This window comes from Mesorhizobium sp. ArgA1 (genome assembly GCF_053714375.1).
Window position 1 is genome coordinate 21,483 of the sequence record NZ_JBSKBQ010000028.1, and the last position, 12,502, is coordinate 33,984.

The following is a 12,502-nucleotide window of genomic DNA, read 5'->3' on the forward strand; positions in this document are numbered from 1 at the left end:
TCAAAGCTTCTCCCGAATTCGCGGATCGAGCAATGCGTTGGCAATATCTGAGAGCGTCGTGGCGGCAACAATGAGGAAGGTTGTGACGAGCACGACGCCCATCACAATCGGATAGTTCCGTGTATTGACTGCGTTTACAATCAACGCGCCTATGCCGGGTCTCGCGAAAACCACCTCGATGAAGACAGCGGACGAAAGCAGCCACGCGATGCCAACCCCGAGTATGGTCACGGTCGGCAGGATCGCGAGCGGCAGCGCGTAGCGCACAATGATGCGCCATTCCGAGATGCCGAAGGAGCGAGCCATACGCACGTGGTTTTCGCCCAGGATCTCAAGCATAGATGCCCGAACCAGTCGGGAAATGTAGCCTACCCAGCCAATCCCGATGGCGAACGCCGGGAGGATGAGAGAGAGAAGTCCATTCGAAACTCCATTCCCGGCTCCGATCGCTGGCAACCAGCGCAGAGTCACGGCAAACACGAGCAGCGCGTAAACCGCCATCACGAAGGAAGGAATGGCGATCGCGGCCACCGTCACCACCCCGGCCAGCTGGTCGACAAAGGAGTTGCGCCGCAGCGCCGAGTAGCAGCCGAGCGGGACGGCTATCCCGACCGCCCAAACGATCGAAACCAGGATCAGTTCGATCGTATAGGGCAGTTGCTCGAAAACAATGTCGGCAACAGGCCTTTGGCTGAACACGTCGAAGCCGAGATTGCCGTGGAGCAGGCCGCCGAAAAACGTGACGATCTGCACAACAAGCGGTTTGTCGAGTCCCATCTGCTGATGAAGCAGCGCCTTCATTTCGAGCGTCGCTCGTGGTCCCAGCAGAACCGCGGCTGGATCACCGGGCACTGCTCTGATCATCAGAAACAGAAGCGTCACCGCGATCGCAATGATCGCAATCGCGAGGACGATACGCCTGACGAGATATAGCCACATATTTCCTACGCCGCTTGGATTTAGGCCGGCTTAAAATTGAGGAACAGCGGGCGCGCGTCCGGGAGTGTCGCGGCCTGCATGCGCGTGGTGCGATACATAACCGGATCACCTCCAAAGGTAAGGAAGCGGAAAGCGCCCGACTCCTCCATGAGATCCTGCATTTCCTGGTAGACCTTTGCCCGCTCGTTCGGGTCACTGATAGTGACCCCCTTGGCGCTGAGCTCGTCGAAACGCTTGCTGCGAAAACGCATCCAGTTCCACACGCCCACCTGGTCTTGAACGAACCAGGCAGTCGCGTAATGCGGATCGGGTAGGCTTGAGAAGTACATGACGGTAAGCTGGATGTCCTTCCAGCGGGCGCCTTCCGATTCCATGCCAAGCGTCCAGTAAGATCCGGAATCTTGGACATTGACCTCAACCGTGATGCCGATCTGTGACAATTGTGCCTGCACAGTCTGGGCTATGGTTTGATAGGTGCTCTCGTTCAAGCAATCGATGGTCAAGTTCAGATTGCTCACACCGGCCTTTTCCAGAAACTCCTTGGCCTTCACCAGATCGCCTTCCGGCGGGACGAGCGCTTTTTCCCGATGTCCTACTATACCTGGAGGAACCGTACCTGTCCCGACCTCCGCCTGTCCCGCATACGCTGCATCGAGGATCTGCGGCACATTGATCGCCCACTGGATCGCCTTGCGGATATTGATGTCCTTCAAATTGGGATGATCCATATTCATGCCGATCCAGTAATAATAGAGCGAGGGATGCTCCTCGATCTTGGTGTCGGCGGGCGGGTTGCTCTTGAGCTTCGCAAGCGAATCCAGACTGATTCTAGTGAAATCAACGTCGCCTGCTTGATAGGCACGCTCCGCCGTCTTGTCGTCGTTGATCGGGATGATGCGGATTTCGTCGAACCCAGGCTTTGGCCCGGACCAGTCGGGATTCCGGGTCAGAAGCGTGTACTGCTTCGCCCTCCAGTCGGCGAGTACGTAGGGGCCGGAAAAAGCCGGCGGCTTTAAGCCGAAGGTGCTGCCATCACCGGTCGTCTTCATCACCGCATCCTCGGAAAGGATATGACCAACACCAAAGGGGAGCGCGACGTTCCAGACTGGCACAAACGGGGATTTGAATACGATCACCCCAGTATAGGCATCCTCGACCTCGACATGATCGAGCGGCCCCCAATCTGGCTTGATCGGTGAATTGTGTTTGATGACGCGCTCAAAAGAGAATTTGACGTCCCGCGCGGTCAATTCACCGTAACCACCGGTGAACATGATGCCTTTCTTAAGTTGGAAGCGGATATGGGTCGGGTCGACCTGCTCAATCTTTTCTGCCGCTTCCAATTCCCAGCCCCATTCGGAGCCCGGCCTATATCGAATGAGCTTCGAATAGATGCAGTTTGCCACGTCTATGCCCAAGAATTCATTGTAGAATCCTGGGTCGAAGGTGGAGGTGTCGCCACCGGAGCGCGCCGTTAGGACCTTCCCTTCCGCTGCCCAAATGGCTTGCGACAACGACATTCCCGCGAAAACGCCTCCGCCGAGTACGGCGCCCGTTTTCAGAAGGGCCCTTCTACTCACATTGCCTACGGTACCATCCATGGTCTGTAACTCCCGTTCCGTTGAGCGATTCCCTTCGCAGTCGGGCCCGCTTTCGTATTGGTCTGGCACGTCAGCAGGATCGCACTGTCGGAGGCCGCCAGAGCGGATCGTGATATGCTGGCATTGATCCTGACCAAGTTTCCCACAAACAGAAAATATAGCAGCACCGGACATTTGACTAACGAATATAAGTTGAGGCTGACATCGGCTTTCTAGATATCTCGTTTGCTCTCGAATTGCCGGTATTTCGGAGACCGGCCTATTCGATGGGGTGGACGCCCCCCTGACGAAACAGCACCTCGCCCGCCATGAAGCTGGAAAACGTTCTTTGCTAGGTCCATACCCCGAGCATTGTAACCTTCATTGCCGTCCTCTCTGCTGCGTGACCTTTAAGGGATCACGACTCTGGCACACTGCGATGCCGTCTGGGGAGGGCGGCAACCACCCCATCTTGTTCCCACCCCAGGTAGGTTTGAGGATTGCCGACCAGTTCGTATAGGCGCTTGAGCTTGTTACTTGGCTCCCTCTCCTCAACGGTCGGGAGCCGGCGGGCGACGCGACACTATGGATCCGCGCTCTCGGCGGGGACTGTCAGGAATGCTGTGCGCGAGGCCGGTTTGCCCAGACTGGCACACATTCCGCAAAGGACCTCACAACGCGTCGAATCGGAACCGTCTTGGGCGCTGTTGCGGTCTGGCCCCAGGGAAATTGCCGGTCTCCTCGAGGCAAGCGTCATACATCAAGCTCCCACTACACGAGCGGTGTGGCAGATGAGGAGAGAAGCTGATCCTGCACTAGCCACGCCAACACGTGAGGCATCAGTTGACCTAAGCCGTGTCCGAAGTGAGGAAAAAGCTCTAAACTAGAATTATGGATCTGGGTATGCATCCACTCGGCATGGCACCGAGGTACCCAGAGATCCTCCAGGCCATGAACGATGCGTGTAGGTACGGTTATGGATCCGAGTTCAAAGCCCCACGGAGACACCCATGATTGGAGGTCATCAACGTAAGCATCTTCCTCCGAATAGGGGGATTCAGCCAGCGCGAGCTGTTGGGTGAGCTTCTCCCGCAAAGGGGCCTGCAGGCGCGCTATGCGAAGGTCATTCTCCGAAAGCAACTGTTTTTGAATCTCCGGAGAGTGCAAGTCGGGGTATATACGCCTATAGAACGCACGTGATGCTCCTGGGCCCTTTCGCGCCTCAATAAATTCCTCCCGCACAAGGGGAACCTGCCCGTCTAAATGATCGAAGCCCCCTACACCAAAGTTGGGGCCATTGGCACCGCTGCACGCAGCCCGCGTAATGCGCTGGGGCCTCAGCGCGGCGGTGGCAAGGGCGAGCATACCGCCCGCCGAGTGACCGTAGACGGCTGCAACATCGGCTGACAGATGATCGAGAATGGCCTCCACAACCGGCACGATATCGCAGACTTTGCGCCCGGGCTGCGGAGTTGAGCCACCGTAACCCGGGCGATCAAAGGACACGAGCCGGCAGAACAGTGCGCCGCTCGCCACGTAGTTCACAATGTGGGCGAGCCCCGAGCTCGGGGTCCCATGAATGCCAATGACGAGCGGACCGTCGCGCGGCCCCACCTCGAAGGCGCGGACCGTCCTTCCCTGTGACATTGGGACTTCGAAGACGCGTGGAGTCAAATACTGTTCAATTGCCGATTGTTCCTCCGTCGCTTCTGCCGACTGTGAGACCGTGGACGCCTCCAAGCGGGAGGACGCATCAGCATGATGTTGTTGGGCCATGATCGTTTCACCTCATTGTGTGGAAAAGCAGCCCGGCTCGCCTGAGTTGCGGCGTAGGCGATGGCTAGCTGCCACCGTGACGCGCGAAACGTGGCAGCTACTTGGGAGCAGATGCTGAGCTGGTTCGGAAAGGCACCGAACGTATGCTGCGGTCAACCACCTCGTCACCGGCACGATAAACTCCATTCCTAGCTGATACGGGACGCCTCGAAGGCTGAGCAAGTCTGAGAAGCACTGGGCAGGCCTTCACTTCGCTAGCTGTGCCAGCATGCGGACATGTGCTGGGGTCCCACTTCGATGGCAGGAGGCTCCTCTTGCCGACAACGGTCGAAGGCAACGGGACATCGGGGATGGAACCGACAGCCCTTCGGCACGCGGGCAGCACTCGGAATCTCGCCATGCAGGGCTTTGGTGCCACCGCGATCTCCGCCGTCGCAAACCTGTGGCGTGGCGTCTCGCAGGGCGATTGTGTAGGGATGCTGGGGGTTCAGCGTGATGTCGTCGGCGCTGCCGATCTCGACCACTCGGCCGAGGTACATCACCGCAATCCGGTCGGCGATCAACCAGGCGAGCGGGAGGTCGTGGGTGATGAACAGCAGCGCCAGGTTCTGCTTGTCGCGAAGATAAATGAGCGCCTGGAGAATCTGCGCGCGGATCGAGACATCGAGCATTGACACTGGTTCATCCGCAACGATGAGGTCCGGTTTGACGACCAGCGCTCCGGCTATGACGACCCGCTGGCGCTGTCCACCAGATAGCTCGTGCGGAAAGCGCGCGAAGAACTCTTCGGGCGGGTTGAGGCCTGCAGCTGACAGAGCTTCGCTCACTCGCTCAGTGAGTTGGCTGTCGTTGTCAACCAGCTTCAGCGAGCGCAATGGCTCTGCTACGGCATCGAACACGGTGTGGCGGGGGTTCAGCGCCTGATAGGCGTCCTGAAAGATCATTTGCACGCGGTGTCGGTAAGGACGCAAGGCCGAGAAGCCTTGCAGGGCTGTCATATCCTTGCCGTCGAACAGCAGCCGACCGCCGGTTGACTGAACAAGCTTGGTAATTGCGCGGCCAACTGTAGTCTTGCCGCTGCCGGATTCGCCTACGAGAGCGACAATCTCGCCGCGGCCTATGGTAAGGTCGACCCCGTCTACGGCACGCACGATGTTCTTGGGCCGGCCCAGCACACTGTCGAACAGCCCGCCCTGTATGGGAAAGCCAACCTGCAGGTTCTCTAATTGCAGAATAGCGCTGGTATCACACATGTGCTGAGACCTCGGCTACCTGCGTCGACGCGCTGTGAAGGTGACAGGCCACGCGCCCCTGACCGAACCCATCGAGTTCGGGAAGTTCGGTCGTACAAATCGGCATGGCGAATGGGCAGCGCGGATGAAACGCGCAACCCGTCGGCCGCTTCACCAGGGTGGGCGGATCGCCAGGTATGGGGCGTAACACCCGCTTTCCCTTCGCCGGGTTCGGGATCGATTCGATCAGCAGTCGGGTGTAGGGGTGCTTGGGGGCTGCGAAGATATCAGCGACGGCGCCATCCTCCACGATCCGGCCGGCATACATGATCATGACGCGGTCACAGGACTCGGAGACCACGGACAGGTCGTGGGTGATCAACATGAGGGCAAGATTGAACCTCGATCGCAGTTCTACCAGAAGCTTGAGGATTTGAGCCTGGTTGATGACATCAAGCGCGGTGGTCGGCTCATCGCCGAGGACGATTGAGGGGCGGCATGCCAGCGCCATGGCGATCATCACTCTTTGGCGCATACCACCAGACAGCTGGTGAGGGTAGGCGGCACCGCGATCGGCTGGTATCCCGACGAGTTCGAGCAATTCACGTGCCCTCGCAGTCGCCTGGTCACGCGACATGCCAAGCTTCAGCATGCACGGTTCTGCAATCTGCTTTGTGATGCGGTGAACGGGGTTGAGCGCATTCATCGCACCCTGGAAGATGACGGAGGTCTCGCTCCAGCGATGTGGCCGCATCGCGGCATCATCTTCGATTGGCAGCCGGGCGCCACGATAGCGTACCTCGCCGCCGCTCACCCGCGCGTTGGGCGACAACAGACCCGCGATTGCCATTGCTGTGGTGGTCTTGCCACTCCCCGATTCCCCGACGAGGGCGACGGCCTCTCCGGCGCGGAGCTCAAAGCTGACATCCTGGATTGCAGGCAACGAAACGCCCTTCATCCCATAGTTGACGGAAAGCCGGTCAACCGACAGAAGCGAAGCGGTGGCTTTTTGCGAGACATCGTTCATGGGATCACACGCCGACGCGGGTTGAAGGTATCGTCGAGCGCATTGCCAAGCAGGACGAAGGCAAGCGCGACCGTGAGTACGCACACTCCCGGCGCACCGAGATACCACCAGGCTCCAGCGCTTGCGGCGCCTGAGCGTTGAGCCAGGGCAAGCAAAGTGCCCCAGGAAGGCTGCAGCGGATCACCAAGGCCGATAAATGACAGTGAGGTTTCGGTATAGATCGCGCCAGCTACGACCAGGGCGCCATTGGCGGTGATCTGTGGCACGAGGTTCGGCAGGATGTGCCGCACCATGATGCTGGCATCACTGCTGCCTGCGACCCTGGCGCGATCCACGAAGGGCCGCTCGCGAAGCGTCAGCGTCTGGCTACGAATGATGCGAGCGACAAAGGACCAGCTCGTCAAGCCGATCACCACAACGATGACGAACAGCGAAGTTCGGAAGCCCAGGATCTCGCGGCCGCGACCCACCACCTCCACAAACACCGGCGCGATAACCAGGGCCAGCACGAAGGATGGAACCACGAAGAAGAAATCAGTAATGCGCATCAGCCAAGTGTCGACCTTGCCACCAAAGTAACCCGAAATCACGCCAACCGTTGTGCCGACGATGAGGCTGATCACGGTCGCTATCAGCGCGATCGTCAGCGAAATTCGGGCGCCATGGACGACAAGATTCAGCACGTCTCGTCCCACCTCATCCGTGCCAAGCAGGTGTTGACCGTCAGGGGGTGTCATAAAATCTCCGGTTGCGTTAGCTGCCGTCTCGAGCGGGCCGACGAGTGATCCGGGCACCGCTGCCAAGGCGAGGAAGGAGGCCAAAGCCGCCACGCCAACCCAGGCTCCGCCCCGTTCGAACAGCCGGCCCAGAAAGTCTTTTGTCGCCCGAAGGCGAACCCGCCGACGCGATTCCGCAACAACTTTGGTCATTGTCTAACCCTTGGATCAAGAAGGCCGTAGACCAGGTCGGCGACCATGTTTGCAAAAACGATCGAACCTCCGAGCAACAAGAAGATGCCCTGCAGCACAGGATAATCTCGGGCGTTGAGCGCCTCCACCGTCAAGCTCCCAATCCCCGGCCAGGCGAATACGGTTTCGACGGTGATGGCACCGGCCACCACGTAGCCCAGATTGAGCGTCACCAAGGTCACGACAGGAAGCATTGCGTTGCGGAAGCCATGACGCATCAGCATCTGGCCATTGGTCAGTCCCTTGGCCCGGGCTGTGACCATGTAGTCCTCCGCTACGACGTCGCTCATGGCAGCACGCGCCACCAGCACGTATTGGCCCAACAATCCCAAGGCAACCGTTGAGGCAGGAAGCACGAGATGCCGCAGGTAATCGGCCAACCAGCCGAGGGATCCCGTGATGGCGCCGGGGGAAGACGCCCCATAGCCAGGTAGCCAGCCCAGTCCCGTGCTGAACACAACGACCAGGACCATGCCGAGCCAGAACGAAGGTGTCGAGTAGAGCACCAAAGAGCCGCCAGTGACGACATGGTCGGTCGCCCCTCCCCGGCGCCAGCCCGCGTAGAGGCCAAGCATGACGCCGAATAAAATTGCGATGATCTGAGCCACACCGACCAGCGCGATAGTGGCAGGAAGCCGCTCAAGCAGAAGGTCGACGACACGCCTGCCCCTGAATTTGAAGCTGTAGCCCAGGTCCCCCTCTGCCGTTGCTGATAAATAGTCCAGCATCTGATCCGGGATGAGCGGTCGGTCGAGGCCCCAGCGCTCGCGCTGTGCCTCGATCTGCTCAGCGGTCACAGCGGTGCGTGCACCCCCTAAGAGCATCCCGGCAGGATCGCCCGGTAAAACCCTGAACAGGATGAAGTTCAAGATTGCAACCATCAAGAGCGTGACGATAGCCCTGACGGCAATGCCTCGGATGCGCCGGCCCGTGCGGTCTCCTTGTGTAACGGTAGCCACTTTATAGCGGCCTCACACGATCGAATGGAAAGTAGCTCCAAAGTGAGTTCTGCGTTCCCCAGTCCTTGAAGCAATCCTTGCGATGGGCGTCGAGCACGAATGGGTAACACAAAATGATGTAGGGCGCTTCAGTGTAAATAAGACGCGCTGCCTGGTCGACAAGTTCCTTGCTCTTCTTAAGATCAGCGGTAAGGTCGACCTGCGACAGAAGCTCATCGAATTTGTCGTTTTTCCAGTAAGAAGTGTTATACGAGGTCCCCAAGAATTTGCTGTTACCTAAGCTGAGAAGGTCGTGAGCCGAGGGAGACAACCAGCTCGCGCGAACGAGCAAATCCCAGCCTCCGCCGCCCTTCGCCGGGGCTGCTGTGCGGGTGGTGAGAGCGCCAGAATCGAGCTGGGTCACCGATGTAGGAATGCCGAGTTTCTCCAACCAGCCTGCGATGAATTGCACTTGCGCGGTTGGCATTTCAAGAAGACCCGAGGAAGTTCCGGTAATCAGCTCGAGCTGGAAGCTCTTTCCTTCCTTGTCCTCCCGGATACCGTCGCCATTAGTGTCTCTATAGCCGGCTGCATCTAGCCGCCGCCGTGCCTCCTCCAGATCAAAATGCCGCCTGATATCGCTGAGGTCCGAATAGTAGTCGGCCGCCACAGGCATAACTATTCCTATGCCAGGGTCAGCCTGCCCGCGGTAAGCGCGATCGACGATACTCTTCTGGTCGATCGCGTAGCCGATCGCGTCGCGAAACGCCGGATCCTGCAAAGCCTTGGTGCTGCCCGCTCCCTCCCCGGACGCGCAGTTGAAGGCCAGGTAGTTCCGCTGCTCGACGCGTGCCTGACCGACCTCGATATCCGGTTGCTTCGAGAGGTCGGCCCATTGGGCGGTCGTCAAGCTGACGCCGTAATCGAGGCTTCCGCTCTTTAGGCCCTGGGCGATCGGATCGGCCGTTTGGAAGAAGTTAAAGATCATGCCGGCCGTTGCCGGCCGCCCTGTGCGGAAGTGTTCGTTTGGAGCCATGCGCGCAAACTGGCCCTGCTGAAACTCGGCGATGATCATGGGGCCCGTGCCGACCAGCGGCGGATCGTTGCGGAAGGTGCTGCGCGCGTCGGCGTAGCTGATATCTTTCCAGATGTGCTCGGGGACAATCATAGTCCAGTTGTCAATTGGCCAGCGGGTGGGCGTCTTGGTTACGATTTGCAAAGTCTCGTCGTCGAGGGCTGTGATGGACTCGACGTTTTGCAGGCCGTCAGTGTTGTTCCAGCCGACGTTCAACTCCTCGGGCTTTCCCATAGAGCCGCGGAGATAGTTGTAGGTGAATGCGGCGTCCCTTGCGGTTGCTCGCTGGCCGTCTGACCACTTCGTGCCAGGCCAGATCTTGAACGTCCAAGTGAGCTTATCGTCGGCAACGGACCACTCTTTGGCAAATCCCTTTCGATCGGGATGACGTTGCCCGTCCACGCCGACCAGAAAGTCATATGTGAAGACCGTCGGCAGGAACGAGGCCCAGGTGGCAAACGGGTTCATCGTGTCGGGGGCGAAGATTCCTCCGACGCGCACAATATGATCGCCACATGACGAGGCGAACGCCCGTGATCGCATCATCCAAGATGCAACCCCTCCTACCAGCATTGCCTTTACCACGCTACGACGGCTGACTTGCCATTCGGTCATCTTAATCTCCCCTGAACCTATGCGTTTCATTGTGTTGTCCTCCCGGTATTGGCGTTCATTCGACGCGGATCGTCGGCCACTTGTCCTTCCAAGGGTTGAGAGCCTCCAGGCGCGCGGCGACGCTGAGAAGAAGTTCGTCCCGACCAACATCGGCGACTAATTGCATCCCTATGGGCAGGCCATCATCTCTCCAATAAAGCGGCAGAGAGATCGCAGGTTGCCCGGTCTCATCGAACGGACCCGCAAATGCCATCTGCCGGGTCACTGTTGCCAACGCTTCATCCGGCGTCTCCTCGGCGTAAGATTGCAAGGTGCCTGCCGGCTCGCAAACGGTTGGCGTAAGCAAAAGGTCAAAATCGTCCCACCAGTTCATGATCTCAACCGCCCAGGCTCTCCTTCGCTCAACCGCGTCGAGATATTCCAATGCTGTAGCGGTTGGCTCCTTCGGATGCCCCACTTCCCAGATGAAAGATTCGACATCGTCGGGCGTCAATCGCCGACCCGTCTTCTTCTCCAGTTCTCGGAACGCTCGGACGCCGAAGACGCCAAGTAGCAGCGCAGATGTCGCAGCGTCTTCTTGGCCGAGCGCTGGCACAGTCTCATCAATGACGTCGCAACCCAGCGCTTCAAGCAATGCGATGGTGACATCGAGAGCACGTTGACAATCGACATGTGCTTCAATACCTCCCATACTGCGAGCCAAACCCACCCGCAGACGCGGCAGAACCCCAGCGGCGGCCAAACGGGAATAATTCTGCTTTGGAAACGACGAATAGAGCGCCCGAGGATTGTCAGCTGCCATGATATCGAGGAGTGCCGCAGCATCTCGAATTGTCCGGCAGAGCACAAACTGATGCGCCAAATGGTATGTGTTTGGCTCGGGAACAGGCACTAATCCTCGGGTGGGCTTCAGGCCAACCACACCGCAGAACGACGCTGGAATTCTGATGGATCCCCCGTCCTCCGTCCCATGCGCTACCGGTACCATACCAGCAGCCACGGCTGCGGCAGCCCCGCCGGACGACCCACCCGCTGAGCGGTCGAGCATCCAGGGGTTTCGGGTCGGGCCGAATGCAACGGGCTGCGTAGTTGTGTACCACCCCATTTCAGGAGCCTTGCTAACTCCCAGTGTAATGAATCCGGCGTCACGAAGGCGCTTGCCCAGCGGTGTATCAACGGTGGCGACAATAGGATTTTTCTTCAGAACGCGATTGCCAGCGAAATGCGGAATGCCGATTTGAGAGGCGCCTCCGCTATCCTTGAGCAGTATAGGAACCCCAGGAAAAGGCCGGTCGGTGGGCACACTACCAAGCTCAGCACGGGCGGCCTGGAAGCGTTCATGGACCAGCGCACCAATCAAACCTTCGCTCTGTTCGATACGTCCGATCGCTGCTTCGACAAGATCCGACGGCGAAATGTCGCCCCGGTGGACTGCTTCGGCCTGCCCAACTGCGTCTAAGCGAACTATGTCACCAGCCGCCATCCGGGCATTTGACATCGCATTTGTCCCTTGAATTTCTATCGATGTTGACCTTGGTCGACGCACCGTGCGACTTCCTTCGCATCGTTTCGTCTTGGCTGACGCTGCGGAGGGCCTCCTTGCGCCGCTCGTCCGGGTTGGCTTGACGGCATCCGGACGAGCATCAGCGATTTCCTCAATTGCCCTGTCGTCGTTTTCATTCCTTAAAGCGAATATACTGAGCCAGCATGTGGTCTTGCCGCGTTGTCGAATGGTCTTTCGCGGCTAAGCCGCGTTTGTTTAATTCTTACGCCGCTGACCCCTAGGTGCGCTAAAAGATGGTCCATAGGGCGGGGAAGACGCAGTCTTGCGATGGCGAGAGCCGCCTGCCGAATCGGTTGCGACGAACATTGCGAACCAGTGGAGCGGCTGGTTCGCGATCGCAACACGCCGCAGAAAGTGGTTTGGAGGGCGCCGCTGGCGCTGCCACTACATCGCCAAGGGAGTGCATGGCCTGCTGAAGGACGCCACCCGCCCGTCGCGGGTCAAGCCGCTTTCGCCAAAGATCGCGCAACTGGTGCACATGACGCTGCACGAGAGGCCGGCGAACGCGACTCAGCGTGCGCCAGCATGGCCAAGGCAGCGGGCATCTCCTACAGCAGCGTCCAGCGCATCTGGCATGCGCACGGGCTCAAGCCGCACCTGGTCAAGACGCCAAGTCGCTGAAGGCTCTGGAATACAAGAACGCCAAGCTGAAGAAGCTACTCGCCGGCCAACTGCTCGAAGCCGGCGCTGACCGCAAGTTAATCGTAAGCGGACAGCGTTTCGCTGATCGCGTTGTGCCGCATGAGCGTAGCCGCGATCGCCGAGAACTCCTCCGTGTCGTGATTGAA

9 protein-coding genes are annotated in these 12,502 nt (G+C 59.0%); all 9 read right to left on the reverse strand.

What is annotated here, in order from left to right; translation table 11 throughout:
- Positions 1–939, reverse strand: coding sequence for an ABC transporter permease (locus tag ACWGTI_RS29950; RefSeq protein WP_454590365.1), 939 nt, complete (start codon positions 937–939; stop codon positions 1–3).
- 20 nt (positions 940–959) lie between these two features.
- The gene (locus ACWGTI_RS29955) at positions 960–2,540 is read right to left on the reverse strand and encodes an ABC transporter substrate-binding protein (RefSeq protein ID WP_454590366.1); all 1,581 of its coding nucleotides are present in this window, start codon (positions 2,538–2,540) and stop codon (positions 960–962) included.
- 750 nt (positions 2,541–3,290) lie between these two features.
- Complete coding sequence (locus tag ACWGTI_RS29960; protein ID WP_454590367.1) at positions 3,291–4,295, reverse strand: alpha/beta fold hydrolase; 1,005 nt, start codon at positions 4,293–4,295, stop codon at positions 3,291–3,293.
- 254 nt (positions 4,296–4,549) lie between these two features.
- Positions 4,550–5,548, reverse strand: a complete 999-nt coding sequence (locus ACWGTI_RS29965; protein ID WP_454590368.1) for an ABC transporter ATP-binding protein — start codon at positions 5,546–5,548, stop codon at positions 4,550–4,552.
- Positions 5,541–6,554 (reverse strand): ABC transporter ATP-binding protein, encoded by a 1,014-nt coding sequence (locus ACWGTI_RS29970; RefSeq protein ID WP_454590369.1) that lies wholly within the window; start codon positions 6,552–6,554, stop codon positions 5,541–5,543. The genes ACWGTI_RS29965 and ACWGTI_RS29970 overlap by 8 nt, the downstream gene beginning before the upstream one ends.
- Complete coding sequence (locus tag ACWGTI_RS29975) at positions 6,551–7,483, reverse strand: ABC transporter permease (protein WP_454590370.1); 933 nt, start codon at positions 7,481–7,483, stop codon at positions 6,551–6,553. The genes ACWGTI_RS29970 and ACWGTI_RS29975 overlap by 4 nt, the downstream gene beginning before the upstream one ends.
- Entirely contained in the window at positions 7,480–8,481 is a 1,002-nt protein-coding gene (locus ACWGTI_RS29980; protein WP_454590371.1) for an ABC transporter permease, read from the reverse strand. The genes ACWGTI_RS29975 and ACWGTI_RS29980 overlap by 4 nt, the downstream gene beginning before the upstream one ends.
- A 1-nt stretch (position 8,482) precedes the next feature.
- Entirely contained in the window at positions 8,483–10,150 is a 1,668-nt protein-coding gene (locus ACWGTI_RS29985) for an ABC transporter substrate-binding protein (protein ID WP_454590372.1), read from the reverse strand.
- A gap of 55 nt (positions 10,151–10,205) precedes the next feature.
- Entirely contained in the window at positions 10,206–11,648 is a 1,443-nt protein-coding gene (locus tag ACWGTI_RS29990; protein WP_454590373.1) for an amidase, read from the reverse strand.
- Positions 11,649–12,502: the final 854 nt, after the last annotated feature.

Coding starts and splice junctions, on each gene's coding strand:
- ACWGTI_RS29950 (WP_454590365.1), bottom strand. CDS start 939: ATGTGGCTATATCTCGTCAGGCGTATCGTCCTCGCGATTGCGATCATT.
- ACWGTI_RS29955 (WP_454590366.1), bottom strand. CDS start 2,540: ATGGATGGTACCGTAGGCAATGTGAGTAGAAGGGCCCTTCTGAAAACG.
- ACWGTI_RS29960 (WP_454590367.1), bottom strand. CDS start 4,295: ATGGCCCAACAACATCATGCTGATGCGTCCTCCCGCTTGGAGGCGTCC.
- ACWGTI_RS29965 (WP_454590368.1), bottom strand. CDS start 5,548: ATGTGTGATACCAGCGCTATTCTGCAATTAGAGAACCTGCAGGTTGGC.
- ACWGTI_RS29970 (WP_454590369.1), bottom strand. CDS start 6,554: ATGAACGATGTCTCGCAAAAAGCCACCGCTTCGCTTCTGTCGGTTGAC.
- ACWGTI_RS29975 (WP_454590370.1), bottom strand. CDS start 7,483: ATGACCAAAGTTGTTGCGGAATCGCGTCGGCGGGTTCGCCTTCGGGCG.
- ACWGTI_RS29985 (WP_454590372.1), bottom strand. CDS start 10,150: ATGACCGAATGGCAAGTCAGCCGTCGTAGCGTGGTAAAGGCAATGCTG.
- ACWGTI_RS29990 (WP_454590373.1), bottom strand. CDS start 11,648: ATGTCAAATGCCCGGATGGCGGCTGGTGACATAGTTCGCTTAGACGCA.